Source organism: Hydrocarboniphaga sp. FW305-C-57 (assembly GCF_058783045.1).
This window is the reverse complement of the sequence record NZ_JBYSYG010000004.1, coordinates 338,488-362,541: the sequence shown is the minus strand read 5'-3', so window position 1 is coordinate 362,541 and position 24,054 is coordinate 338,488. Positions and strand designations below refer to the sequence as shown.

Below are 24,054 nucleotides of genomic sequence, written 5' to 3'. Positions count from 1 at the left end.
CGCTGCCCTCCTCCCATGCTGTTGATACCCGCCATCGATCTCAAGAACGGCCATTGCGTGCGACTTCGCCAGGGCCGCATGGATGACGTCACCATCTTTTCCGAAGACCCCGTGAGCGTCGCCCAACGCTGGGCCGACGAAGGTGCCGAGCGCATCCACGTGGTGGACCTCGATGGCGCCGTCAAGGGCCAGCCGGTCAACCTCAAGGTGGTCGAGGCGATCGCCAGCGCGGTCGACGTGCCGGTGCAGATCGGCGGCGGCATTCGCGACGAAGACACGATCCAGCGTTATCTCAACGCCGGTGCGGCCTACGTGATCATCGGCACCAAGGCCATCAACACGCCGCACTTCCTGCGCGACGTCTGCCTGGAATATCCGCGCCACATCATCGTGAGCCTCGACGCCAAGGACGGCCGCCTCGCCCTCAACGGCTGGGCCAAGGTCACGCATTTCGACGCCATCGAAGCCGCGCAGCACTGCGAGCGCGACGGCGTCGAAGCGATCGTCTACACCGACATCAGCCGCGACGGCATGATGGCCGGCTTCAACGTCGAATCCACGCGCACGCTCGCGCAGGCCGTGAAGACGCCGGTGTTCGCGAGCGGTGGCGTGTCCACGCTCGACGACATCCGCAAGCTCAAGGAAATCGAGGGCGATGGCGTGGTCGGCGCGGTGATCGGCCGGGCGCTCTACGAAGGCGGCTTCTCGCTCGCGGATGCCGTGAAGATCGCCAAATCCTGAAAAATGCCGGGAGACGGGGAACGGGAGACGGCAGACGAACGCGGCACGCTCGGAAACTTCGAGCAGCGTTTGCATAACCGAACCTGCTTTTACGTCTCTCGTCTCCCGTTCCCCGTCTCCCCGCTGTAAGACATGCTCGCCAAACGCATCATTCCCTGTCTGGACATCGACCGCGGCCGCGTGGTCAAGGGCGTCAAGTTCGCCGAGATCCGCGATGCCGGCGATCCGGTCGAGGTCGCCCGCCGCTACGACGTCCAGGGTGCCGATGAACTCGTCTTCCTCGACATCACCGCGAGCGCCGAAGACCGGCCCACGCTGTTCGCAACCGTCGAGGCGGTCGCGCGCGAGATCTACATTCCGCTGACCGTCGGCGGCGGCGTGCGCACGAGCGCCGACGTTCGCGCCCTGCTCAAGGCCGGCGCGGACAAGGTCTCGATCAACACCGCGGCCGTGCAGAAGCCCGACTTCGTCACCGAAGCGGCCGAGCGCTACGGCGTGCAGTGCATCGTCGTCGCCATCGACTGCAAGCGCGTAAGCAAGAAGAAGGAACCGCCGCGCTGGGAAATCTTCACCCACGGCGGCCGCAAGGCCACCGGACTCGACGCGATCGAATGGGCCGCGAAGATGGTCGACAAGGGCGCCGGCGAACTGCTCGTGACGAGCATGGACCGCGACGGCACCAAGGAAGGTTACGACCTCGAAGTGCTGCACGAGATCAGCAAGATCGTGACCGTGCCGGTGATCGCCTCGGGCGGCGTCGGCAACCTCGAGCACCTCTACGAAGGCTTCTCGCAGGGCGGCGCCGACGCGGTGCTCGCCGCGAGCATCTTCCACTCGGGCACCTACTCGGTGAACGACGCCAAGACCTATCTCGCGAGCCGCGGCGTGCGTGTACGCCAGGGCGAAATCCGCAGCGCGGTCATCTGACCGTCGCAGAAGATCACTAGACTTCGCGATGACGACCCAGGCCGACCTCGGCGCGGTGCTCGACGAGCTCTACGCCACGCTGCTGTCGCGCAGATCGGCCGACCCGGGCTCCTCGTACGCGGCCTCGCTGTACGCCAAGGGGCTCGACGTCATTCTCAAGAAAGTCGGCGAAGAAGCTGCCGAAACCATCATCGCGGCGAAGAACGAAGACCCGTCCAAGCTGGTCTATGAGCTCGCCGACCTGTGGTTTCACTGCTTCGTGCTGATGGCCGAGCGTGGCGTGGCCCCGCAGCAGATCGCCGACGAACTCGCCCGGCGCGCCGGCCGTTCCGGGCTCGACGAGAAAGCCTCGCGGCCCAAGAGCTAGACGGACTAAAGTTTGGACTCACTTTAGCGCTGCACTGCCAAACAAGCTGCCGGCGACGATTGCAGGCAGAATTGCGGAGTCAGGAGGCCGTAAGCGGCCTCATACCATCAGGATCAGGAGACGCATCATGGGTTCATTCAGCATCTGGCACTGGCTCATCGTGCTGGCCATCGTGGTGCTCGTGTTCGGCACCAAGAAGCTGCGCAATCTCGGCGGCGACCTCGGCGGCGCGATCAAGAACTTCAAGGGCGCGATGAAGGATGGCGAGGCCGAGGCCGACAAGCACTCCGCCGAGCTGATCGACCAGCATCGAGAGAGCAGCAAGAGCCCGGAGCAGGAAAAGTCCAAGGTCTGAGCTGACGGGCCGCCGCCTTGTTCGATATCAGCTTCTCGGAGCTCGCGCTCTGCTTCGTCGTCGCGCTGGTGGTGCTCGGCCCCGAGCGCCTGCCCAAGGTTGCGCGCACGCTCGGCCGCTGGAGCGGCCAGGCCAAGTCGTACATGCGCAACCTGACCGCCGAGCTCGAGCGCGAAACCAACGTCGCCGAGATCAAGAAACAGTTCGAGGACGCCCAGCGCACGATCCGCGAAAACCGCGACGAGGTGGAGCGCTCGATCCGCGCGACCACCGACGACGTGCGCAAGAACCTCTCGCCGGAGCCCGAGCACAAGCCCGAGCTCTCCTCCGAACCCGCTGCGCCCGCCAGCGACGACAAGCCCAAAAGCTAAAGCCCGCTGACCGACGACGATGGCCGACGCCTCCACCGAAAACGAGCTGCCGCTGATCGGCCATCTGCTCGAGCTGCGCGCACGCTTCATCCGCATCATTCTCGGCATCATCGTGGTGTTCGCGCCGCTGGCCTATTTCGGCAAGGAAATCTACGCGCTGCTCGCGCAGCCGCTGCTCTCGCTGCTGCCGGCCGGGGCGACGATGATCGCCACCGAAGTCGCCTCGCCCTTCTTCGCGCCGATGAAGCTCGCCGGCATTCTGGCGGCGGCGGTGTCGATGCCGTGGACGCTGTACCAGGTCTGGGCCTTCGTCGCGCCGGGCCTCTACAAGAACGAGCAGCGGCTGGTGGTTCCGCTGCTGGCCTCGAGCACCCTGCTGTTCTACGCGGGCATCGGCTTCGCGTACTTCCTGGTGCTGCCGGCGGTGTTCCACTTCATGGTCGGCGTCGCGCCCGAGGGCGTGTCGGTGATGACCGACATCAACAAGTACCTCGATTTCGTGCTGTCGCTGTTCCTGGCCTTCGGCATCGCGTTCGAAACGCCGGTGGCGATCGTGCTGCTCGTGCTGACCGGCTTCGTCACGCCCAAGCAGCTGCGCGCCCAGCGCCAGTACGTGCTCGTCGGCGCCTTCGTGGTCGCCGCCGTGCTGACGCCGCCCGACGTGCTCTCGCAGCTGCTGCTCGCGATTCCGGCGTACCTGCTCTACGAAGTCGGCATCGTTGCGGCCTCGTGGCTCGCCCCGAAGCGTGACGACGACGCCAGCGAATCGACCGACCTGGTCTAGCAGCGGCCTTTTCGGCGGTTCAGCGTCCCGCCGCGGCTTCGGCCGCGAGCGCCTTGATCTTCCAGCCCCGCGCCTGCAGCAAGCTCGGCACTCCCTCGGGACCGACCAGATGCGCCGAGCCGACCACGATGAGCTGGGTCTGCGGCTCGCGCAGCAGGACTTCGAGCGGCGCGAGCCAGGCGCGGTTGCGTTCGCCGAGCAGGTGCTCGTAGGTCATCGGATAGTCGCGCTTCATCTCGATCACGACCTGCTCCATGCCGGCCCGATTGTCGTTCTGCCACTGGCTGATCAGGTAGGTGGTACTGCGATCAGCCGCGCCGAGCTCGTCGACGGTCGAGGCCAGGAACTGGGTGCTCAGCGGACCGCTCATCTGCGTGAACAGGCTCAGCTGCGATTCGGGCGATTCGAGCCAGCGCACCGGGCGATCGTCGCTGACCGAGCGCTCGTAGAAATGCCGGTCGAGGCCGAAGTCGCCGCTGACGCCCTGGCTCTGCAGCGAGAACAGCTCGAGCGACAACGCGCAGAACCAGGCCTTGAACGGGTCGCACAGCGTCATCGGCAGCCCGGCGGCCCGCGCGCGCTGGCGCAGCTGGGCGTAGAGCTCGGGCGGGATGGTCGACTTGAGCCCGCCCGGAGCGCGCGCCGCATCGAGCATGCGCCTCTGGAAATCCGCCTCCTGGAGCACCGCCGGGTCAGTTTCGAGCACCAGGCCCTCTGCGTTCGCGTAGGCCTGTTCGAGCCCTTTCGGCAGCGGATACGCCGATTCGGGCAGCACGTGCACCGAGCCGATCAGGTAGTGCCGCACCGGCTTGCCGTCCGGGGCGGACTCGACGATCCACGAGAACGGGGCCGGCTCGGCCGGCGGCGGCAGCGGAGACGTCAGCGCCCCCGCGGCGCCACAAAATAAAGCGATGGCGCTCCAGAACAGAGCGATGACCCCGTGCGACGCGAACCGCGACGCGGCTCTATTCGGCATCGGGCATGAGCCAGCGGGCCGGCATCGCCCGGTCGCCGCCGAGGGTGGCGAAATCGAACAGCGTGCGATCCGCGAGTTGGGACGGCGCGACGTTCGACAAGGCCTTGAAGATGGTCTCCGAGCGCCCCGGATGCTCGGCCTCCCAGGCGTCCATCATGCGGCGCACCTGCTTGCGCTGCAGGTGCTCCTGCGAGCCGCAGAGATTGCACGGGATGATCGGGAACTGGCGCTCGGTCGCGTACGCGGCGATATCGGACTCGCGGCAATAGGCGAGCGGGCGAATCACCACGTTGCGGCCGTCGTCGGACAGCAGCTTCGGCGGCATCGCCTTGAGGCTGCCGCCGAAGAACAGGTTCAGGAAGAAGGTGGCGAGGATGTCGTCGCGATGATGGCCGAGCGCGATCTTGGTGTAGCCCTGCTCCTGCGCATAGGTGTAGAGCGCCCCGCGGCGCAGGCGCGAGCACAGCGAGCACAGGGTCTTGCCCTCGGGCACCACGCGCTTGACCACCGAATAGGTGTCCTGCTCGAGGATGTGGAAGGCCACGCCGCGCGAGGCGAGATATTCCGGTAATACATGTTCGGGAAAATCGGGTTGCTTCTGGTCGAGATTGACCGCCGTGATCTCGAAACGCACCGGCGCTTTCTGCTGCAGTTGCAGCAGCATGTCGAGCATGGTGTAGCTGTCCTTGCCGCCCGACAGGCAGACCATCACACGATCGCCGTCGACGATCATGTTGTAGTCCTGGATCGCCTGGCCGACGTTGCGACGCAGCCGCTTGGCGAGCTTGTTGGACTCCAGCCGCGCGCGTTCGACACGCGCTGCGCTCGGGGTGAAAACGACGGGGGTTTCGATCACGGCGAGGTATTGAAGACTTGAAAGCGGCTGGTGAGTGCCTAGTGTAAGTCCATCGCCCAGGTCCGCAAGAACGCTTCTTGCTTGATTATTTTGGGTTAGAGCCGTGACAAACGGGCCCCAAAGCTGTTCTCATAAGTAGCGTCGTCAAGCGACGGTCCGGGAATTTTTCGGTCAGTCGCTGGTCCATGCCACTCAGTTTCGAAAAAATTCACCAAGAGAGTCACGCTTAAGTCATCCGATGCGTTCGTCGATTTTCGATCTCCGACTGGTGTTTCGCTGCTGCGGCCTCGTGCTGCTGGCGTCGCTCTGGCTCGCCTCGATGACGAACCTCACGATCACCAGCGTCGACCCTTCGAGCGACACCAGCAGCCCGGCCTATCTGCTCGCTGTGGCCAGCATGGTCGACGACGAGGTCGACGGTGACCTGCCCGACCCCGAAACCGATCCGCTTTCCGATGACCTGACGTTCGACGATCACGGCGAGCACGTCGGTCACGATCTGATGCTGCCTTGGCTGCCGCATCCCGTTTCATCGTTCGCCTCGCTATCGGGCTCGCCGATACGGGTCGACAACTTCCTGCACCGGCCTCCGATTCTCTGCTGAGTCTGCCGCGCCGGCCCGTTCAACGGCCACCGGCGTCGCTTGCATCCCCTGTTTTCGAGTCCCGCGTTTTCTGGCGGCAGCACCGCTGTCCCCGCGCGCGACTCCTTCCAGAATCAGACTTCAGAGAGAACTCCATGGAACGCCTCATCAAAGGTTTCGAACAATTCCGCCGCATTGCCTTCCCCGAGAAGCGCGAGCTTTTCGAAAAGCTCGCCAGCGGACAGACCCCGCACACGATGTTCATTACCTGCGCCGACTCCCGCGTCGCGCCGGAGCTGTTCACCTCGTCCGAGCCGGGCGACATCTTCGTCTGCCGCAACGTCGGCAACATCGTGCCGCCATACGCCCAGTTCACGGGCGGCGTGTCGGCCGCCATCGAGTACGCGGTCGCCGCGCTAAAGGTTCAGAACATCGTCGTCTGCGGTCACTCCGACTGCGGCGCGATGAAGGCCACGCAAAACCCGTCGATGGTCGCCTCACTGCAGGCCGTCAGCGCCTGGCTGCGCCATTCGCACATCGCCAAGGTGGTCGTCGACGCCAACTACACCTTCCACGATCCGGCCGAGCACCTGGCCAAGATCACCGAGGAAAACGTGGTCGCCCAGCTCGACCACCTGCGTACGCATCCGTCGGTCGCCGCCAAGCTGATGGCCGGCCAGCTGCAGATCCACGGCTGGATCTTCGACATCGAAGCCGGCTCGATCAAGGCCTACAGCTCCAAGCTCGGCCGCTTCGTGCCGCTGGAGGATTCGCTGCGCGACATCGATGACCTCGCGTCGATGCCGCACGCCACGCCGCCGTCCCGTCTGGGCGCCAACGGCGCCGCCGCCGGAGACCACCTGTGAGCCAGGCTCCGACCACGATGAAGGCGAGCATGCTCGCCCCTGGGCAGATCGCGCCCAATATCCTCTCCTCGATCGTCGTGTTCCTGGTGGCGCTGCCGCTGTGCATGGGCATCGCCATCGCATCCGGCGTTCCACCTGCGGCCGGCCTCATCACCGGCGTCATCGGAGGCATCGTCGTCGGAGCATTCGCCGGTTCGCCGCTGCTCGTCAGCGGCCCGGCGGCGGGTCTGGCGGTGCTGGTGTTCGAGCTCGTGCGTGACCACGGTCTGGTCGCGCTCGGGCCGGTGGTGCTGCTGGCCGGTGCCATGCAGCTCGCCGCGGGCCTGTTCAAGGTGGGCCTGTGGTTCCGCATGGTCGCTCCGGCGGTCATTCACGGCATGCTCGCGGGAATCGGCATCCTGATCATCGCCTCGCAGCTGCACGTGATGGTCGACGCCAAGCCGCTCGCGGGCGGCCTGCAGAACTTCGGTGCCCTGCCGGGACGCATCTGGGATGTCGTCACGAGCAAGGAAGGCCTCGAGGCCGGGCTGCTGGGCCTCGGCGTGATCGCGGTGATGATCGGCTGGGAGAAGTTCAAGCCGGCCAAGCTCAAGCTCGTTCCGGGCGCGCTGCTCGCGATCATCCTGGCGACCGTCATCGCCCAGGTCGCTCAGCTCGACGTGGCGCGCGTGAACCTGCCCGAAAACCTGTTCGGCTCGATCGAGTTCGTCGGCTCCTCGGGCTTGGCGATGCTGCTCGACCCGACGCTGCTCGGCATCGCGCTCGCCTTCGCCTTCATCGCGAGCGCCGAAACGCTGCTGTCGGCGGCGGCGGTGGACAGCATGCACACGGGTCCGCGCACCAAGTACGACCGCGAGCTCTGCGCCCAGGGCATCGGCAACATGCTCTGCGGCTTCGCGGGCGCACTGCCGATGACCGGCGTGATCGTGCGCAGCGCGGCCAACGTACAGGCCGGTGCCACTTCGCGGCTGTCGACGATCCTGCACGGCACCTGGCTGCTCGGCTTCGTCGTGCTGCTGCCCTGGCTGCTGCGCATGGCGCCGATCGCGGCGCTCGCGGGCATCCTGGTGTTCACGGGCTTCAAGATGATCAACCCGAAGCAGCTCAGGGAACTCGCGCACTTCGGCAAGGGCACGCTGGCGGTTTTCCTCGCCACCGCGCTGATGATCGTCGCCACCGACCTGCTCATGGGCGTGGCCGCCGGTATCGCGCTGTCGCTGCTGTTCATGGCCCTGCGTGCGGCCTACCTGCACGTGGGTCTCAAGAAGGACGAAGCCACCAAGACCGCGACGCTGCGCCTGACCGGCTCGGCCACCTTCCTGAACGTGCCGCGCCTGTCCGAAGTGCTCGACAGCGTTCCGGACGGCACCACGGTGACGGTCGACATGGAGAAGCTGCGCATGATCGATCATGCCTGCCTGGTGCTGCTGCAGGACTGGAGCCGTACCGCGCATGCGCGCGGCTGCAAGCTGGTGGTCGACTGGCAGGCCCTCGAGGCCCTCAGCGAAGCGGGCAGTAAGCGGGGGCGGGTTCAAGGACTGACCACGACCTGAAGATCGCCAGCGGCTTCGTAGCGCTCACGCAGTAAAAAGCCCGGCCTTCGAAAGAAGGCCGGGCTTTTCTTTGGAGGCCGACCGAATGGTGGCGGAAGCTGCACGGTCACGCCGCCGACCCGGCCTGCTGCGGAGGGCTCAGGCGTCTTCGCGCACGTAGGTCTGCTCCTTGAACCACATTGCGAAGAAGACGAACAGCACGGCCACCGCGCCCATCAGCGCGGCGAAGAACAGGAAGTACACCGGACCGACGAGCGAATACGTCGACACCTCCGAAGCGCTCGCAACGTAGCGGCCGCTGCTGGCGACGCTCTGGCGGCTGACCTTGTCCATGAGCCGCACGCGGCCGCCGCCCGCATCGACTTCGGCGACCAGGAAGGTGCCGGCGAGCGGCCCGCTGTTGCCCTCGCCTTGGCCGACCGTGATGCCGTTGTCTCCCGCGAAATCGATCTTCTGTCCGGTGACGAACTCGGAAGCGTTCGCGAGGCTGACCCAGGTCTGCTCGCCGGTGCTGATCTCGCTGGCCTGCAGCGGCTCGATCATCAGCGAGTTCACCGCGGCCGTGAACGCGTTGCCCACGCTCGTCGACAGCAGGAACAGGCTCATGATGAAGCTCTTCATGTACAGCGGGGCCTGCTTGTAGCTGTATTCGAGCGCGGTGATCGAGACCAGCACCTCGCCCGCGGTGAGCACCGAGTAGGCGGCGATCTGCCACCACATGCTCACCATCTCGCCGCCCTGGATGCGCTGCTCGATCGACGCCACGATCAGGAACGAACTCGCGGTCACGAACAGGCCGATGCCGATCTTGCGCAGCGGCGTCACCGCCCAGAACCGGCCGATCAGCGGATAGATGCCGAACGTGAAGACCGGAACCAGCAGGACGATGAAGATGCCGTTCACCACCTGCACCTGGCTCGGCAGCATCTCGTAGGCGGCGAGCTTCTCGAAGCCCGCGACGCCGCCGAGAAAGCCGAACAGATGCTTGTCCATGAGCGCGGACTGCGCCTGCACGGTCCAGCTGTTGCCGTTGCTCTGGTCCCACAGCGACCAGAAGAAGGCGACGAACAGGTACAGCAGCGCCAGCTTGCCGACGATGCGCAGGCCCTCGCCGGTCAGCGAGCGCTCGAGCCAGGCGCGCAGCTCGGGCGGCAGCACATGGCGCAGCCCGGTCTTGAGGAACAGCGCCGCCACCACGGCGAGCGTGCCGAGCAGCGTGAAAGTGGCGAGCAGGATGTTGTTGCCGCTCGCCGTGAAAACGAACACCGTGAACGCGAGCACCGCGAAGAACACCAGCAGGAAGCCCGGCAGCGCCAGACCCGGCCTGCTCATCGCCGCGGGCACCACCGCGAACTTCGAGCGCCCGAGCCAGAACACCAGGGTGGCGAAGGCCATCATCACGCCGGGCATGCCGAAGGCGTAGCGCGGACCGTATTCGGGATCGGCCAGCAGCACCGGGCAGAAGTAGATCGAGAACGCCGAGCCGATGTTGATCGCGAGATAGAAGTACGAGAACGCGCGCTCGATCAAATGCGCGTTGGCGCTCGTGAACTGGTCGCCCACGTTGGTCGACACGCAGGGCTTGATGCCGCCGGTGCCGAAGGCCATCAGCAGCATGCCGAGCACCATGCTGGCTTCGCCGGTCGAGAACGCGATCATGAAGCAGCCGATCACGTAGACGATCGAGAAGCTGATGATGGTGCGGAACTTGGCGAGAAAGACGTCCGAGACGACGGCGCCGAGCAGCGGGAAGAAGTAGGCGCCGGCCTTGAACAGCGCCTGCCAGGTCTGCGCCTTGGCGTCGCCGAAGTGCAGGAACTGGATCATGTACTGCACGAGAATCGCGTTGACGCCGTAGAAGCAGAAGCGCTCGGCGAATTCGTTGGCGATGATGAAGGGAATGCCGGCGGGCATCTTGTCGGTGCGCACGGGCGCCGCTGCGGCGGGGCTGGTCATCGAGAGTCCTGAGGATCGAACGTGATGCAAACGAGAAGGCCGCATCGACTGCGGCCCGGCCGAAGTCTAGCCAATGCCCTGCGCGGTCGCGTGGGGGAATCCCCCAGCGCGGCTTGTCGTAACCTTCACCCCGATCACGGGTCCTACGCTCGCCCGCACCACTGGAGTCTTCGATGAAACCGCGTCATCTCGTCGCCCTGGCCTTGTTCGCGCTCGCAGCCTGTTCCAAATCGCCCGAGCCGCCCACGGCTTCGGCACCCGCGGCGGAATCCCCCGCCGACAAGGCCGCCGAAAAGCCGGCAGAGGCCGCCACCGAGTCATCGCCCGCAGCGGCGCAGGCCGGAGCCGGCAGCGGCAACGACGCCGCTCCACTGCTGACCGCGGGGCTCGTCGCCGGCCGCGACTACCTGCTCATCGGCGACGGCAGCCCGTTCGACACGCCCGCCGGCAAGGTCGAACTCGTGGAGTTCTTCAACTACGCCTGCCCGGCCTGCAACGCGTTCAACCCGCGGTTCTCGGAATGGAAGAAAAAGCTCGGCGCGGACGTGCACGTGGTCTATGCGCCGCTCGATTTCCGCCCGGACTTCGTGCAGTACGCGCGCGCCTATTACGCGGCCGAAGCGCTCGGCGTCGCCGACCAGGCGCACGAAGCGGTCTACGACGCGATCCACCAGCTGCACACGCTGCCCGGCGAAGGCCAGCCGCCCGATCAGGCGCGGATCGCCGAGTTCTACTCGAAGTTCTATGGCGTCAAGCAGGACGAATTCCTGCAGCTCATGGACGGCTTCGCGGTCAATGCCAAGATCGGCCGCGCACGGGCGTTTGCGATGAAGAGCCAGGTGCGCTCGACGCCCTCGCTCGTCGTCAACGGACGCTATCTCGTGAAGGGCGACAGCTGGGACGACATGCTGCGCATCAGCGACCAGCTGATCCAGAAAGAACGCTCGAACTAGATCCGCGAGTCGATGCGGCGCCTGATTTCGTCTTCGTCGAGCGCCGCGATCTCGACGATCTTGTCCTGCGCGGTCTCGCCGTGCACGAGCGTGATCGCCTGACGCGGGAGTTCAAGCGCCTCGGCGAGCAGGGCGATCACCGCATCGTTGGCCTTGCCGCGTTCGGGCGCGGCCGTCACACGCAGCTTGAGCGCCTCGCCATGCCAGCCGACGAGGCGATTCGAAGAGGCCTTGGGGCTCACGCGCAGACGCAGGCGCGCCGCGCTCATTCGTCGCCGAGGCTGTTGCGCAGCAGCTGCGCATAGAACTGGATCATGCGCTCGTAATCGGCCACCGCGATGCGCTCGTCGACGCCATGGATGCGGCCCGCATCCTCGTTGGTGTACGGCATCGGCGAGAAGTTGTAGCCCTGCTCGCGCACGCTCGCGTAGTGGCGGTTGTCGGTCGCGCCAAGCACGATGCCGCTCGCGACGATGGCTTCCGGAAACACCTCGCGTATCGACCGCGCGATGAGCTTGTACTGTGGCGCATGCACGTCCGATGCGGGGGGCGCCTCGCTGCCGAAACCGTCCATCGCTTCGACGACGATGTCTTCGTCGTCGATGAGCTCGCGCACGTGCGCGAGCACGGTGTCGATGCCGTCGCCCGGCAGCAGACGGAAATTGACGACCGCCTCGCCTTCGGTCGGCAGCACGTTGTCCGCTTCGCCGGCCTTGAACACGGTCGGCGCCGTGGTCGTGCGGATCAGTGCATTGGTCGTGCGCGAACGCGCGAGCGCGGCGAACAGCACCGGCGACAGCCAGTCGCGATTGGCGACGACGATGCGCGTGGGCCAATCCATTTCGGGCGCGATCTCGCCGAGCAGGGCGTCGACGGGCTCGATCAGCCGCGCCGGCATCGGCTCATCCTCGAGCTTCGCAATCGCCGCCGCGAGCCGGCCGATCACCGTGTGCCGCGGCGGCGTCGACGAATGGCCGCCATCGCCCGTCAGCTTGAGCTTCACCGACAGGTAGCCTTTCTCGCCGGCCATCAGCGACGCCACCGGACGCCGCACGCCGGCGACCACGCCGCGCGTCACCGCACCGCCCTCGTCGAGCGTGTACGAGGCCTTGATGCCGCGCTCCGCGAGCCTGGCCGCGATCGCCTTGGCGCCGCGCTCGCCACCGACTTCCTCGTCGTGCCCGAATGCGAGCAGCAGGCTGCGCCTGGGCTGGTAGCCGAGCTGGATCAGCGCTTCCACGGCTTCCATGATCGCCATCACGCTGTTCTTGTCGTCGAGCGCGCCGCGCCCCCAGACGAAACCGTCGGCGATCACGCCGTCGAACGGCGGGTGCGTCCAGCCCTCGGGCGGCGCGGGAACCACATCGAAGTGCGCCGCCAGCAACACCGGCGGCAGTTCGGGCTGCGAACCCTTCCAGGTGTAGAGCAGGCCGAAGTCGTTGACGGTCTCGACGCTCAGCGCCTGATGCGTGCGCGCGAAGCGAGCCTGCAGGAAGCGATGGAAGTAGCGGAAAGCGCCGGCATCGATCTTGGCCGTGTCGGCATTCGAGACCGTCGGCACGCCGATCGCCTGCGACAATCCGTCGGCCGCGGCAGCCGCATCGACGCGCACGAGCGCGACCGTGGGAACCTCATGCGATTGCGACTGCAGCAGCAGCGCGCGATACGCGGCGTAGCCGACCACGCCGACCAGCGTGATCAGCACCAGCGCGAGCAGAAGCTTCTTGAGCATGAAGGAAGGCGTTTGGAAGGTGCGCAACACTAACTCGAATCGCTCGCGAACGACCGCGGCAGCACCTCACTTGACGGCGAGCAGGCCTCCGATCAGCGCGCCGAGCACCATCGCCGCCGCGCCACCGACCGCGACCGCGAAAATGCCGAAGCCCGCGATCCAGGCCACCCAGGCGACACCCGTGAGCGCCTTGATCAGAAAACCGAGTATCGCGCCGAGCGCGATGCTCGGAATGATCGACGCGATGAACGCCCGGCCGACGCCGCCCGCGATCTTGCCGCCGACCACGCCGGCGATCAGGCTGCCGAGACCCGGCAACCAGAACAGCAGCACCGACAGCACGAGCATCCAGAATGAGCCCCAGAAGATGCTGCCTTCGTCACGCACCTGCAGATCGTTTGCCATGATGCCTTTCTCCTGTCGATGATTTTTCGTTGTCGGTTGCGGCCGGAATGCCCACGAGCCTGGCTCAGGGTAACTGAACGCCGCGTGGCGACAGCGCCTGCCCCCGCGCCCTTGCGACGATGCGCGAACCCCAGATGCGCAGGTCGTCGAGCATGCAGTAGATGCTCGGCAGCACGCCGAGGCTCACGACGGTTGAGAACGTGAGCCCGCCGATGATCGCGCGCGCCATCGGATAGTACGGCGGCCCGTTGCCGCCGACCGAGGTTTCGCCGAGCGCGAGCGGCACCATGCCGAGCGTGGCCGTGGCCACGGTCATGAGGATCGGCCGCAGACGATCGCGCGACCCCTGGATCACCGCCTCCTCGCGCGACATTCCCGATGCGCGTAGCTGGTGCACGTGGTCGATCAGCACGATGCCGTTGTTGACGACCACGCCCATCAGGATCAGCAGGCCGATCATGCCCATGAACGACATCGTCGTCGCGGTGAGCATGAAGAACCAGAACACGCCGACGAACGAGAAGAAGATGCCGGTGATGATCGCGCTCGGCTCTAGCGTCGATTCGAACAGCGCCGCCATGACGAGGTAGATCAGCGCCATCGCGAGCAGCATGTTCACGAGCATGCCCTGCATGTTCTGCGCCTCGTCGTCGAAGGCCTGGCTGTAGCCCCAGCTGTAGCCCGGTGGGAACTGCAGGTCGTTGAGCACATTCTCGACCGACTTCTTGGCGTCTTCGGAGGTCACGCCTTCGGCGGTGCCGAACTGCACCTTCAGCGAGGCCATTCGATTCTCGCGCGTGATGTTGCCGGGCGTGTTGCCGACATCGACCTGGGCCACCGAGCCGAGCGTGATGCGCTGCCCGTCCGGCCGCAGGATCGGCATCGACAATATCGCCTCGAAATCCGCGCGATCCTGCTTGCGGAACTCGACGATCATGTCGACCTCGCCGGTCGGCGTGCGGAACGGCCGCAGCTCGGTTCCGCGCATCGCCGCGGCCACCGCATCGGCGACCTGCTGGCTCGACAGGCCGTTCTGGCGCGCGCGTTCGCGATCGATGCGGATGCGCACTTCCTGGTCTTCGGCCTCGGCGATCACGCGCACGTCGGTGAGCCCCTTGACGAGGCGCAGCGTGCGCACGACCTCGTCGGCCACCTCGCGCAGATGCTCGGCCGATTCGCCAAACACGCGCACGCCGAGCTTGTCGGCGGTACCGGAACGATTCTGCTCGAAGCTCACGCTGCCGATCGCGAGCTTCGGCATCTGCGCGCGGATCTCCTCCATCACCGAGGCGTTGCTGCGCTTGCGCAGCTTCTTCTCGGGCATGATCAGCACGGTTTGCGCGCTGCTGACATCGAAGTAGCTGTAGACCGATTCGAAGCCGAGCGAGGCCTGGTTCGCGAACAGGTAGTTCTCGATCGTGCTGACCGCCTCCTCGACCTTGTCGACGCGATAGACGCCGTTGAGGTTGTACTGCATGAGCAGGCGCGTGCCGTCCTCGGCCGGGAACATGTCGGTCTTGACGAACTTGAGCGGCACGATCACCGATGCGAGCAGCACGATGATCATCAGCGAGGTCCAGCCGCGGTGGCGCAGGGTCCAGGCCAGCGTCCTCGCGTAGAACGCCGACAACCGAACCAGGAAGCGCGCACCGCCGCTCGCGTCGCCCGAGACCATGCGCGTGGTCAGCTGCGGAATCAGCGTCACCGCCACGAGCAGCGAGGCGGCCAGCGCGATCGTGATCGTGAACGCGACCTGGCTCATGAACACGGTCAGTTCGTTCTGCGCGCCGAACACGTTCGGCAGGAACACGATCGCGGTCGTCAGCGTGCCGGCGACCACCGCCATGCCGACCTTGCGTACGCCGGACAGCGTGGCTTCGACCGGATCACTGGTTTTCAGACGCTCGGTAAAGATGCTTTCGGTCACCACCACCGCGTTGTCGACGAGCATGCCGACTGCGAGCATGAGACCCATGAGCGTGAGGATGTTGAGCGTGAGGCCGAGGAAATACATCGCCGCGAGCGTCATGCACAGCGACAGCGGCACCGACAGCGTGACGATCAGCGTCATGCGGATGTCGCGCAGGAACAGCCAGAGCACGAGCACCGACAGCACCGCACCGATCGCGCCGGCTTCGAGCAGATCGGCGAGCGACTGCTTCACTTCCTGCGCCTGGTCCTGCATCAGGAACAGGCGAATGCCCTTCATCTCGGGCAGTTCCTTGACGAGCTCGACCTCGGCCTTCGCCCGCTCTCCGACGTCGACGAGGTTCGCCCCGGTTTCCTTGAACACGTTGACGCCGATCGCGAACTTGCGGTTCAGATGGCGCCCGTAGGTCAGCTCCGGATCGGTGTACTGCACGTCGGCGACGTCGCCGAGCCGCAGGCCGCTCGCATCGATGACGACATTGCGCACCGCGTCGAGCGTGGTGAGCTCGCCCTCGGGGCGCACGGTGTAGCGCAGCTTGCCATCGGTAAGCTGGCCGGCCGAGAGCGCGAAGTTGGCTTTCTGCAGCTGCGCACCGAGTTTGCCGATGTCGATGCCGTGGCTCGCGATGCGATCGGCCGCGAGCATGATACGGACCTGCTTCTCCTCGACGCCGTAGAGCTCGACCTTCGAGACACCGGCGATGCGTTCGAGCCGGCGCTTGAGATTGCGATCGAGCATTTCGTAGGCGCCCGACAGATCGCGGTCGGCCGAGATGCGCAGCTGCAGCATCGGCTGGTCCGAACCCGAGAACTTGAAGACCTGCACGCGCTGCACGTCGTCGGGCAGCTTGTCGCGGATCGCGTCGATCTTGTCGCGCGCCTCGACGCCCTTGACGGCCAGATCGCTCCCCCAGTCGAGCTGCAGTTCGATCTCGACGCCGTCGTCGCGCGATTTCGATTCGATGCGCTTGAGCCCTGGCAAGGTCGCGATCGCTTCCTCGACCGGCCGCGTGATGCGGCGCTCGACTTCCTCGGGCGTCGAGTTGCGGTACGGCACGTTGACGACCATGAACGGGAACTCGATGTCGGGCAACGATTCGAGCGGCAGCCGTTGCCCCGCGATGAGCCCGATCAGGGTCACGCAGACGAAGAACATCGCCACCGTGACCGGGCGCTTGAGCGAGAGCGCGGTGAGGTTCATGACTTCGAAATGCCGGGAGACGGAAAACGGGAGACGAGAGACGTCACGGCCACAGCGAAGGCCAGCGCGATGAATGCAGAGCCGGTCACGTCACCGAGGTAGTGATCGCCTTCGATCACGCGCGCGAACGCGAGCAGGCTCGCGAGCGCGATCAAAGGCCAGCGCCAGCGCGCGAACATCAGGGCCGGCGGAATCAGCAGGCCCATGTACACCGCCGTGTGTCCCGACGGAAACGAGTCGTGACCGGCGACGAAGAAATCAACGAGCCGTGGGTCGGCCAGGTACTCGAACGGCCGCACGCGCTCGAACACGCCCTTGAGCCAGGTCACGCTGATGCGCGTTGCGAACAGCACCACGGCGGTGATCGCGAACGGTCGCAACCAGGCGCGGCCCGTGAACGCGGTCAGCACGCCACCGGCGACGATCAGCGCGAGCGGATGCACCCATTTCGGCAACCAGGGCATCACGAGCCAGGTGATCGCATCGGTGAATGCGCGAGCGATCGGAACCAGCACCGACGCATGTTCCGACAGGAACAAGGCGAACGGACGATCGAGCCAGAGTGTGCAGACGAGCACCGCGCTGAAAACGGCGCTCAGGGCAATGAAGCTATTGCGCAAGCTCATGCGCGCTCACCTTCAGGCTTCGCATTCACATCGGGCCTGCGATCGAGCAGCGTGTAGAGCACCGGAATCACCACGAGCGTCAGCAAGGTCGAGACCGTGAGCCCGCCGATCACGGTGATCGCCATCGGCTTCTGCATTTCGCCGCCCGCGCCCATGCCGATCGCGATCGGCAGCAGGCCGAGCACAGCCGTGGCCGTGGTCATCATGATCGGGCGCAGGCGCGTGCGTCCACCGATCAGGATCGCTTCGGCGCGCGCATGGCCTTCGTCGCGTTTTCGGTTGACGAGGTCGATCAGCACGATGCCGTTCTTCACCACGATGCCGGCCAGGATGATCATGCCGATCAGCGCGACCACGTTGATGATCGAACCCGTCACGTAGAGCGCGACGATGGCCCCGATCGCGGCGAGCGGAATCGTGAACAGGATGACGAACGGATGCACGAGCGATTCGAACTGCGAGGCCATCACGAGATAGACCAGGAACACCGCAAGCGCGAGCGCGAACTGCAGCGAACGGAACGAGACTTCCATTTCCTCGCTCTGGCCGGTGACGTTCGCGCTCGTGCTCTGCGACATCGGCGTCTGCGCGACGATGCGATCGAGTTCGGCGACCGCGTCGGCCAGGTCGCCGTGCGCGAGCTGCGCCGAGATCACGACGACGCGCGACTGGCTGATGCGCCGGATCTCCGAAGGCCCGCTGCGCAGCTGCACGGTGGCGACCGCTTCGAGCGTGACCGGGCGTGCCGAATCCGGGTTGATGATGAGACGGCGCACGTCCTCGACGCTCGCGCGGTCGCGCTCCGAGCCACGCACGAGCACGTCGATCTCGCGATCGTTGAGCCGGTAGCGCGTCGCCACCTCGCCCTGCACCGAGTTGACGACGCGATTCGCGAGATCGGCCGTATCGAGCCCGAGCGCGGCCGCGCGCTCCTGGTCGAACAGGATCTGGATCTCCGGATGGCCGGGCGCCTGCGTGGTTTCGATTTCGGTGAAGCGTCCGCTTGCACGCATCTGCTGGCGGATCGATTCGGAAGTGCGCGCGAGCGTGTCGAGATCGTAGCCCGAGATCTCGACTTCGAGCGGGGCCTTGAGCGTGAACAGCGTCGGACGCGTGTAGCGATACGTGAGGCCCGGCACGCTTTCGAGCGGCGCCTTGAGCGCTTCGATGATGCGCGCCTCGTCGCCGTAGCGGCCGGCCTTCAGGCCCAGGTTGAGCACGCCGTTGTTCTCGCCGCCTTCGTCGGCCGAGACATCGAGCCGGTTGCCTTGTCCGGCGACCGAGAACACAGCCGCGAGCGCGTCGTCGCCATCGATGCCGCGCGACAGATCGCGCAGCACGCTGTCGGTGCGAGCGAGCGGCGTGCCGGGCGGCAGCTCGATCTCGGCATGCAGCTCGCCCTGGTTGAACGGCGGAATCAGTTCGACACCGATGCGCGTGAGCAGCCACAGGCTCGCCGCGAACATCGCGAACGCGACGCCGAGCACGAGCGCGCGATGCGACAGCGCCCAGACCAGCAGGCGTTCGTAGCCGGATTCGCAGCGATCGAAGAAGGCCTGGAAGAGCTTCGACAACGGCCGGAACACGAAGCCAAGCGCGTGGCCGATGCCGCGGAACAGCTGCACGAACAGCCACAGCATGCCGACCGGCGCCTGCTCGAACACGCCATGGCGCGTCGCCGACAGGCCGCGCTGGATCGCATTGCCTTCGCGACGGACCGGCGCGGCCTCCGGCGGCGGCGTCTTGTGCCTGCCGCGCGCGGCGAGCATCGGGATCAGCGTGAACGAGACGATCAGCGAGAAGATCAGCGCGCCGGTGACGACCAGCGCCTGGTCGGAGAACAGCTGGCCGGCGATGCCCTGCACGAACACCATCGGAAAGAACACCGCGACCGTCGTCAGCGTGGAGGCGACGACCGCGGCGGCCACTTCCGATGCACCCGCGACCGCGGCTTCGGCCGGCGCAAGGCCATCCTCGCGCTTGCGCATGATGTTCTCGAGCACCACGATCGCATCGTCGACGACGAGCCCGATCGCGAGCGCGATGCCGCCGAGCGACATGATGTTGAGCGTGAGCCCGGCGCCGTACATGACGTTGAAGGTGGCGATCACCGAAACCGGAATCGAGATCGAAATGACCGCCGTGATCCAGGCGCTGCCGAGGAACAGATAGACGATCAGCACGGCGAGGATGCCGCCGATGATCGCGGCTTCCATCACCTCGTCGATCGCGCTTTCGATGAACACGCTCTGGTCGTAGAGCGGCTTGAGCTCCATGTCGCCGGGCAGCGACTTGGCGAGCGTCTCGAGGCGCTTGTGCACGGTCTTGGCGGTTTCGACGGTATTGCCGTCGCCTTCCTTGTAGATCGCGATTTCGACGGCCTCGTTGCCGCCGATTCGGATCACCGCCTCGCGCTCCTTGTAGCCGCTGCGCACTTCGGCGACGTCCTTCAGATAGACCGGGCGGTTATCGCCGCCGGCCCCCGAGCCATTTGCGCCCGAGCGCGTCTGCAGGATCACGTCGCGTATCTGCTGCAGGTCGCGGAACTGGTTGAGCGTGCGCACGAGATAGCGGCTCGCGCCCTGCTCGACGCGGCCACCCGAGAGGTTCACGTTCTCGGCGGTCAGGCGCGCGCCGACCGACTCGAGCGTGAGGTTCTGCTGCGCGAGCTTGTTCAGGTCGACGAGCACCTGCACCTCGTCCTCGAGGCCGCCCGAGATCTTCACGGCGGCGACGCCGGTGACCGCTTCGAGCGGCTTCTGCACGAGGTCCTCGGCGACGCGGCGCAGGCGCTTGAGGCTGGCCTCGTCGGGCTTGGCGGCCGCATCGCCCTTGAGCGCGAGCCCGAGCTTGAGCACCGGATCGGACGACGGATCGAAGCGCAGCACGATCGGGCGCTTGGACTCCTTCGGCAGTTCGAGCGTGTCGAGCTTCTCGCGCACGTCGAGCACCGCGTAATCCATCTCGGTGCCCCAGTTGAATTCGAGCGTCACGTCGGAGGTGCCCGCGCGCGATACCGAGGTCACGCGGCGCACGTTCTTGATCACGCCGACGGCTTCCTCGATCGGCTTGGACAGCAGCGTCTCGATCTCGGTCGGCGCGGCGCCCTCGAGTTCGGTGCGCACGGTCAAGGTCGGATACGACAGATCGGGCAGCAGCGTGACCGGCAGCCGGCTCAGCGAGACCAGGCCGAACAGCAGCACCGCGAGCGTGAACATGACCACGGCGACCGGGCGCCGCGTAACGAAGCCGAGCATGGGCGTCTCAGCCTTCTTGCGGGGCTGCGGCAGGCGCCGCGGGCGCGGCGGCCGGCGCTTCCTTCAGCGGCGTCACCACCTGCACCTTGGCGCCGTCCTTGAGGCTGGTCTGGCCGGTGGTGACCACCTGTTCGCCGGCTTTCAGGCCTTCGAGCACTTCGAAGTTGCCCGCGTCGCCGTAGCCGATGCGGATCAGGCGCCGGCGCGCATGACCGCCCGCGACCACGTAGACCGATTCGGCGGCGTCTTCGGTCAGCACCGCATCGCGCGGAATCAGCAGCGCCTGCTCGCGGTGGTCGTAGAGAATCTCGGTGCGCGCGAACATGCCCGGACGCAGCTCGGACTGCTTCGCATCGATGTTCACGGTGACTTTGACCGTGCCGGTGCTCGCGTCGATGACCGGGTTGATCAGCAGCACGGTGCCCGTGAAGACCTTGCCGGGCCAGGCGTCGACCGTGAGCTTCACCGGATGCTCGGTCTTGAGCTTGTGGATGTCGCGCTCGGGCACGTAGACGGCGGCGCGCAGCCGGTCCATCTGGGTGATCCGGAAGGCCTGCGTGTTCGGCTGGATCAGGTTGCCGCGCTTGACGTAGCGCGCGGTGACGATGCCGTCGAACGGGGCGCGCAGTTCGGACTCGCGCAGCGCCAGCGAGGCGAGGTCGGCGGCGGCGCGCGCGCCCGAAAGCTCGTACTGGGTCTTGTCGTAGGCCTCGCGCGAAACCAGGTTGCGCTGGTAGACCGACTTCAGGCGCGTGAAGTCCTGCTCGAGCCGGTCGACGTCGGCCTGCGCGCGCGCGCGCTCGAAGCGCAGCTTGTCGGACTCGAGCCGGGCGAGCACCTGGCCGGCGCGCACGCGGTCGCCCTCTTCGACGAACACCTGTTCGACCGTTCCGCTCTGCTTGGCCAGCACGGTGGCCTCGTTCTCGGCCTCGAGCGTCGCGGTGCCGCGGTAGGCCGCGTCGATGGCCCCGACCGCGACGGCGGCGACTTCGACCGGAATCGCCGCCTCCTCCTTCTTGTCTTCGGCCTTGTCACCGGTCTTGCAGCCGGACAGCAGGGCGAGGCTCAGCAACAAGGCGGGGACGACGACAGTGCGGATGGTGTTCATTCGGATGGAAAGGCTCGGTTCGAACGACGGTGTTTCATGCTCCATGCCAGCGCCAGCTCCCTGTTCAAGTTGTTGATTCGTTATGGATTGCTGCTTGGAAGGCCATTGCCGGCCGTCGAATTGGCCGCTTTATAGGTCAATTCGACGATCCAGTGGCGGAACTCGCCGCCGGCCGAAGCGTCAGAAATCGAAGCATTGGATGCGGATCGCCGGCCCAGGGTTGCAAGTCCAGATCGCGGTCGGCCGTTCGGGCTCCGCGGGTGGCTTGGGCTACCATAGCGGCCCGATTTCGTCCTGCCTTCCGCAGGCAGGTTCATCTTTCATAGCCGAGCTCAGACATGCAGATCGCCGACCGTAGCGTCGTTTCGTTCCATTACACCCTCACGAACGATCGGGGCGAAGTTCTCGATTCCTCCAGCGGCGGCTCCCCGCTGGCCTACCTCCACGGCTCGGGCAACATCATCCCGGGTCTCGAAAAAGAACTGCTCGGCAAGGTGGCCGGTGACAAGCTCAAGGTCACCGTCGCCCCGGCCGAAGGCTATGGCGAGCGCGACGCGCGCCTGGTCCAGGAAGTGCCGCGCCGCGCCTTCCAGGGCATCAAGGACATCAAGCCGGGCATGAGCTTCACCGCCCAGGGTCCGCAGGGCCCGACGCGCGTTACCGTCACCCGCGTGGCCGGCGACATGGTCACCGTCGACGGCAATCACCCGCTGGCCGGCGAGACGCTCAACTTCGACGTCGAGATCACCCAGGTTCGCGAGGCCAGCGAGGAAGAACTCGCGCACGGCCACGTCCACGGCGAAGGCGGCCACCACCACTAAGCGTCCGGCTTCAAGCAAAGGCCAAGCAAAGGCATGTCGATGCGCAGCGTTGTTTCCGTCGCGGTCGCCGCGACGGCCTTGTTGCTGGGCTCCTGCGCGCAGGAGCCGGCTCCCAAGCAGTTCCAGCCGCCGGTCATCACGCTCGAACAGGCGATCGCCGCGCCGTACCGCGAGCAGAACCGGCTGCGCGACCGCTACCGTCATCCGCTCGAGACGCTGCAGTTCTTCGGCATCGAGAACGACATGACGGTGGTCGAGGTCTGGCCGGGCGGCGGCTGGTATTCCGAGATCCTCGCTCCGTTCCTGGCCGCGCGCGGACGCTACATCGCCGCCCAGTATCCGGACACGCCGTCGGCTCCGGACTACCAGAAGCAGACGCTCGCCGCCTACCGCAAGGCGATCGCCGCACATCCGGAGCTCTATTCGCGCGTGACGGTCAGCGCGATCGGCGCGCCGAACTTCTGGCAGCCGGCGCCGCCGAATTCGGCCGACCTCGTACTGACGTTCCGCAACGTGCACAACTGGCTGCAGAACGACACCGAGCGCGAGATGTTCGCCGCGTTCTACCGCACGCTGAAGCCGGGCGGGGTGCTCGGCGTGGTCGAGCACCGGGCCGTCGCCGACGAAATTCCGCGCTCGCAGATCATCCGCACCGGCTATGTGCCGCAGGACTACGTGATCGAGCTCGCCACCGCGGCCGGCTTCGCCTACGTGGGCTGGGAAGAGATCAACGCGAACCCGAAGGACACCAAGAACCATCCGGCCGGCGTCTGGACGCTGCCGCCGACCCTGCGCCTCGGCGAAACCAATCGCGACCACTACCTCGCGATCGGCGAGTCGGATCGCATGACGCTCAAGTTCGTGAAACCCGATCCGAACGCGCCGGCGCCGATGCCGAGCGATCAGTAGGGCGGCTCAAGGAGAGCCGCTGCGTCAATCGCTTCCCGGCTCAAGGAGCCGGGAAGGGGATCGCCCCGAATTTCGCATCCCAGTCGTCGCGCTCGCGGATCAGCCGCTGGTCCTGCCAGAGCACGTAGGGCTCGGTACGCAGGCTGCGGCCGACGCTGCTGATCGCCAGGTCGACGTTGCTCGCGATGCGCAGGTTGCCCTCGCTGCGTTCGGCGCGGCCGTTGCGGTCGCGGCGCAGCTGCGGCTCTTCCTGCCTGAGCTCGGCCGCACAGACGCTGGCGTCTTCGGGCGTGAAACCGATTTCGTAGAGCCGGTCGTTGAAGAACTCGATCGTCAGCCGGCCCCTGGTGCCGAGCAGGGCGTAATCGAGGCTCAGCGTGTCGAGCACATGCATCGGGTAGCGCGGGCTGGCAGGACGCGCAATGCGCCGGTGCGTGGCGTCCACGCCCTGTTCGGCGAGCTTGGCGGTCACCGCATCGACGCTCTGATAACTCGCGAAGCCGGCCGTGAGCGCGATTCCGAGCTGCCGGTCGGTATAGGCTGCGGTCTCGGGATGCGGCGGCTCGGGCTGGCCGATCAGGGCCAGGGCGCCAGCGGTCACCGAGCACAGGCCGAGCACCATCACCATCCAGGCCACGCGCTTGCGCATCGGCGCAGCGGCGGTGGATTCGGGGGGATCGGCTTGTTCGCTCAGAAGGCTCATGCAGAAACGGGATCGGCGGATGATCCGATGGTAAGTCCGCCGTGCTGCCTTGCAGCATGGCAGGCCCGCCCACAG

At 66.2% G+C, this 24,054-nt stretch carries 23 protein-coding genes; 12 read left to right on the top strand and 11 right to left on the bottom strand.

Features of this window, described 5'->3' with window-relative positions; translation table 11 throughout:
* The first annotated feature begins 15 nt into the window (after positions 1-15).
* From hisA to tatC, 6 genes are all read left to right on the top strand, one after another.
* A complete protein-coding gene (gene hisA, locus AC3WUM_RS11055) occupies positions 16-741 on the top strand; it encodes a 1-(5-phosphoribosyl)-5-[(5-phosphoribosylamino)methylideneamino]imidazole-4-carboxamide isomerase (RefSeq protein WP_492410353.1) in 726 nt (241 codons plus the stop codon).
* A gap of 132 nt (positions 742-873) precedes the next feature.
* Positions 874-1,668, top strand: coding sequence for an imidazole glycerol phosphate synthase subunit HisF (gene hisF, locus AC3WUM_RS11050; RefSeq protein ID WP_492410352.1), 795 nt, complete (start codon positions 874-876; stop codon positions 1,666-1,668).
* A gap of 28 nt (positions 1,669-1,696) precedes the next feature.
* Positions 1,697-2,035: a phosphoribosyl-ATP diphosphatase gene (locus tag AC3WUM_RS11045; protein WP_492410351.1), complete on the top strand. Its 339-nt coding sequence runs from the start codon at positions 1,697-1,699 to the stop codon at positions 2,033-2,035.
* Positions 2,036-2,162: 127 nt separating this feature from the next.
* Entirely contained in the window at positions 2,163-2,390 is a 228-nt protein-coding gene (gene tatA / locus AC3WUM_RS11040) for a Sec-independent protein translocase subunit TatA (RefSeq protein WP_492410350.1), read from the top strand.
* A 17-nt stretch (positions 2,391-2,407) separates the two neighbouring features.
* Positions 2,408-2,761, top strand: a complete 354-nt coding sequence (tatB, locus tag AC3WUM_RS11035; protein WP_492410349.1) for a Sec-independent protein translocase protein TatB — start codon at positions 2,408-2,410, stop codon at positions 2,759-2,761.
* A 19-nt stretch (positions 2,762-2,780) separates the two neighbouring features.
* Positions 2,781-3,545: a twin-arginine translocase subunit TatC gene (gene tatC / locus AC3WUM_RS11030; RefSeq protein ID WP_492410348.1), complete on the top strand. Its 765-nt coding sequence runs from the start codon at positions 2,781-2,783 to the stop codon at positions 3,543-3,545.
* A 19-nt stretch (positions 3,546-3,564) separates the two neighbouring features.
* On the opposite strand, the gene AC3WUM_RS11025 is transcribed toward tatC, so the two are convergent.
* On the bottom strand, positions 3,565-4,521 hold the full coding sequence (locus AC3WUM_RS11025) for a TraB/GumN family protein (RefSeq protein ID WP_492410347.1): 957 nt from the start codon (positions 4,519-4,521) through the stop codon (positions 3,565-3,567).
* On the bottom strand, positions 4,511-5,377 hold the full coding sequence (gene ttcA / locus AC3WUM_RS11020; RefSeq protein WP_492410346.1) for a tRNA 2-thiocytidine(32) synthetase TtcA: 867 nt from the start codon (positions 5,375-5,377) through the stop codon (positions 4,511-4,513). The genes AC3WUM_RS11025 and ttcA overlap by 11 nt, the downstream gene beginning before the upstream one ends.
* A 238-nt stretch (positions 5,378-5,615) precedes the next feature.
* On the opposite strand from ttcA, the gene AC3WUM_RS11015 reads away from it, so the two are divergent.
* The 3 genes from AC3WUM_RS11015 (at position 5,616) to AC3WUM_RS11005 (ending at position 8,379) form a co-directional block, all read left to right on the top strand.
* Complete coding sequence (locus tag AC3WUM_RS11015) at positions 5,616-5,981, top strand: hypothetical protein (RefSeq protein WP_492410345.1); 366 nt, start codon at positions 5,616-5,618, stop codon at positions 5,979-5,981.
* A gap of 134 nt (positions 5,982-6,115) precedes the next feature.
* Entirely contained in the window at positions 6,116-6,826 is a 711-nt protein-coding gene (locus tag AC3WUM_RS11010; protein WP_492410343.1) for a carbonic anhydrase, read from the top strand.
* 17 nt (positions 6,827-6,843) lie between these two features.
* Entirely contained in the window at positions 6,844-8,379 is a 1,536-nt protein-coding gene (locus AC3WUM_RS11005; protein ID WP_492410433.1) for a SulP family inorganic anion transporter, read from the top strand.
* Between the two features lie 138 nt (positions 8,380-8,517).
* Here the strand turns inward: AC3WUM_RS11005 and AC3WUM_RS11000 are convergent, their stop codons facing one another.
* Positions 8,518-10,335 (bottom strand): POT-type proton-dependent oligopeptide transporter, encoded by a 1,818-nt coding sequence (locus AC3WUM_RS11000; RefSeq protein ID WP_492410341.1) that lies wholly within the window; start codon positions 10,333-10,335, stop codon positions 8,518-8,520.
* 173 nt (positions 10,336-10,508) lie between these two features.
* Between AC3WUM_RS11000 and AC3WUM_RS10995 the strand changes: the two genes are divergently transcribed.
* A complete protein-coding gene (locus AC3WUM_RS10995) occupies positions 10,509-11,288 on the top strand; it encodes a thiol:disulfide interchange protein DsbA/DsbL (RefSeq protein WP_492410340.1) in 780 nt (259 codons plus the stop codon).
* Here the strand turns inward: AC3WUM_RS10995 and AC3WUM_RS10990 are convergent.
* The 7 genes from AC3WUM_RS10990 to AC3WUM_RS10960 all read right to left on the bottom strand — a co-directional run bounded on the left by AC3WUM_RS10990 (position 11,285) and on the right by AC3WUM_RS10960 (position 21,546).
* A complete protein-coding gene (locus tag AC3WUM_RS10990; protein ID WP_492410339.1) occupies positions 11,285-11,557 on the bottom strand; it encodes a DUF167 domain-containing protein in 273 nt (90 codons plus the stop codon). The two genes, AC3WUM_RS10995 and AC3WUM_RS10990, sit on opposite strands and share 4 nt — an antisense overlap.
* Positions 11,554-13,020, bottom strand: coding sequence for a M20 family peptidase (locus AC3WUM_RS10985; RefSeq protein WP_492410338.1), 1,467 nt, complete (start codon positions 13,018-13,020; stop codon positions 11,554-11,556). Before AC3WUM_RS10985 ends, AC3WUM_RS10990 begins: the two co-directional genes overlap by 4 nt.
* A gap of 66 nt (positions 13,021-13,086) precedes the next feature.
* The gene (locus AC3WUM_RS10980; protein ID WP_492410337.1) at positions 13,087-13,425 is read right to left on the bottom strand and encodes a hypothetical protein; all 339 of its coding nucleotides are present in this window, start codon (positions 13,423-13,425) and stop codon (positions 13,087-13,089) included.
* A gap of 64 nt (positions 13,426-13,489) precedes the next feature.
* On the bottom strand, positions 13,490-16,555 hold the full coding sequence (locus AC3WUM_RS10975) for an efflux RND transporter permease subunit (protein ID WP_492410336.1): 3,066 nt from the start codon (positions 16,553-16,555) through the stop codon (positions 13,490-13,492).
* Positions 16,552-17,181, bottom strand: a complete 630-nt coding sequence (locus AC3WUM_RS10970; protein ID WP_492410335.1) for a phosphatase PAP2 family protein — start codon at positions 17,179-17,181, stop codon at positions 16,552-16,554. Before AC3WUM_RS10970 ends, AC3WUM_RS10975 begins: the two co-directional genes overlap by 4 nt.
* Positions 17,178-20,438: an efflux RND transporter permease subunit gene (locus AC3WUM_RS10965; RefSeq protein WP_492410334.1), complete on the bottom strand. Its 3,261-nt coding sequence runs from the start codon at positions 20,436-20,438 to the stop codon at positions 17,178-17,180. The genes AC3WUM_RS10970 and AC3WUM_RS10965 overlap by 4 nt, the downstream gene beginning before the upstream one ends.
* A 7-nt stretch (positions 20,439-20,445) precedes the next feature.
* Entirely contained in the window at positions 20,446-21,546 is a 1,101-nt protein-coding gene (locus tag AC3WUM_RS10960) for an efflux RND transporter periplasmic adaptor subunit (protein WP_492410333.1), read from the bottom strand.
* Between the two features lie 338 nt (positions 21,547-21,884).
* Here AC3WUM_RS10960 and AC3WUM_RS10955 point away from each other — a divergent pair, with 338 nt between their 5' ends.
* Together AC3WUM_RS10955 and AC3WUM_RS10950 are read left to right on the top strand one after the other, a co-directional pair.
* Complete coding sequence (locus AC3WUM_RS10955; RefSeq protein ID WP_007184602.1) at positions 21,885-22,367, top strand: FKBP-type peptidyl-prolyl cis-trans isomerase; 483 nt, start codon at positions 21,885-21,887, stop codon at positions 22,365-22,367.
* A gap of 33 nt (positions 22,368-22,400) precedes the next feature.
* Positions 22,401-23,276 (top strand): class I SAM-dependent methyltransferase, encoded by an 876-nt coding sequence (locus tag AC3WUM_RS10950; RefSeq protein WP_492410331.1) that lies wholly within the window; start codon positions 22,401-22,403, stop codon positions 23,274-23,276.
* Positions 23,277-23,316: 40 nt separating this feature from the next.
* Here AC3WUM_RS10950 and AC3WUM_RS10945 read toward each other — a convergent pair whose 3' ends face one another.
* Positions 23,317-23,979 carry a hypothetical protein gene (locus AC3WUM_RS10945; protein WP_492410330.1) on the bottom strand — a complete coding sequence of 221 codons (663 nt, stop codon included), beginning with the start codon at positions 23,977-23,979 and terminating at the stop codon, positions 23,317-23,319.
* Positions 23,980-24,054 lie beyond the last annotated feature (75 nt).

Coding starts and splice junctions, on each gene's coding strand:
- hisA (WP_492410353.1), top strand. CDS start 16: ATGCTGTTGATACCCGCCATCGATCTCAAGAACGGCCATTGCGTGCGA.
- hisF (WP_492410352.1), top strand. CDS start 874: ATGCTCGCCAAACGCATCATTCCCTGTCTGGACATCGACCGCGGCCGC.
- AC3WUM_RS11045 (WP_492410351.1), top strand. CDS start 1,697: ATGACGACCCAGGCCGACCTCGGCGCGGTGCTCGACGAGCTCTACGCC.
- tatA (WP_492410350.1), top strand. CDS start 2,163: ATGGGTTCATTCAGCATCTGGCACTGGCTCATCGTGCTGGCCATCGTG.
- tatC (WP_492410348.1), top strand. CDS start 2,781: ATGGCCGACGCCTCCACCGAAAACGAGCTGCCGCTGATCGGCCATCTG.
- AC3WUM_RS11025 (WP_492410347.1), bottom strand. CDS start 4,521: ATGCCGAATAGAGCCGCGTCGCGGTTCGCGTCGCACGGGGTCATCGCT.
- AC3WUM_RS11015 (WP_492410345.1), top strand. CDS start 5,616: ATGCGTTCGTCGATTTTCGATCTCCGACTGGTGTTTCGCTGCTGCGGC.
- AC3WUM_RS11010 (WP_492410343.1), top strand. CDS start 6,116: ATGGAACGCCTCATCAAAGGTTTCGAACAATTCCGCCGCATTGCCTTC.
- AC3WUM_RS11005 (WP_492410433.1), top strand. CDS start 6,844: ATGAAGGCGAGCATGCTCGCCCCTGGGCAGATCGCGCCCAATATCCTC.
- AC3WUM_RS11000 (WP_492410341.1), bottom strand. CDS start 10,335: ATGACCAGCCCCGCCGCAGCGGCGCCCGTGCGCACCGACAAGATGCCC.
- AC3WUM_RS10995 (WP_492410340.1), top strand. CDS start 10,509: ATGAAACCGCGTCATCTCGTCGCCCTGGCCTTGTTCGCGCTCGCAGCC.
- AC3WUM_RS10990 (WP_492410339.1), bottom strand. CDS start 11,557: ATGAGCGCGGCGCGCCTGCGTCTGCGCGTGAGCCCCAAGGCCTCTTCG.
- AC3WUM_RS10985 (WP_492410338.1), bottom strand. CDS start 13,020: ATGCTCAAGAAGCTTCTGCTCGCGCTGGTGCTGATCACGCTGGTCGGC.
- AC3WUM_RS10980 (WP_492410337.1), bottom strand. CDS start 13,425: ATGGCAAACGATCTGCAGGTGCGTGACGAAGGCAGCATCTTCTGGGGC.
- AC3WUM_RS10975 (WP_492410336.1), bottom strand. CDS start 16,555: ATGAACCTCACCGCGCTCTCGCTCAAGCGCCCGGTCACGGTGGCGATG.
- AC3WUM_RS10970 (WP_492410335.1), bottom strand. CDS start 17,181: ATGAGCTTGCGCAATAGCTTCATTGCCCTGAGCGCCGTTTTCAGCGCG.
- AC3WUM_RS10965 (WP_492410334.1), bottom strand. CDS start 20,438: ATGCTCGGCTTCGTTACGCGGCGCCCGGTCGCCGTGGTCATGTTCACG.
- AC3WUM_RS10960 (WP_492410333.1), bottom strand. CDS start 21,546: ATGAACACCATCCGCACTGTCGTCGTCCCCGCCTTGTTGCTGAGCCTC.
- AC3WUM_RS10955 (WP_007184602.1), top strand. CDS start 21,885: ATGCAGATCGCCGACCGTAGCGTCGTTTCGTTCCATTACACCCTCACG.
- AC3WUM_RS10950 (WP_492410331.1), top strand. CDS start 22,401: ATGTCGATGCGCAGCGTTGTTTCCGTCGCGGTCGCCGCGACGGCCTTG.
- AC3WUM_RS10945 (WP_492410330.1), bottom strand. CDS start 23,979: ATGAGCCTTCTGAGCGAACAAGCCGATCCCCCCGAATCCACCGCCGCT.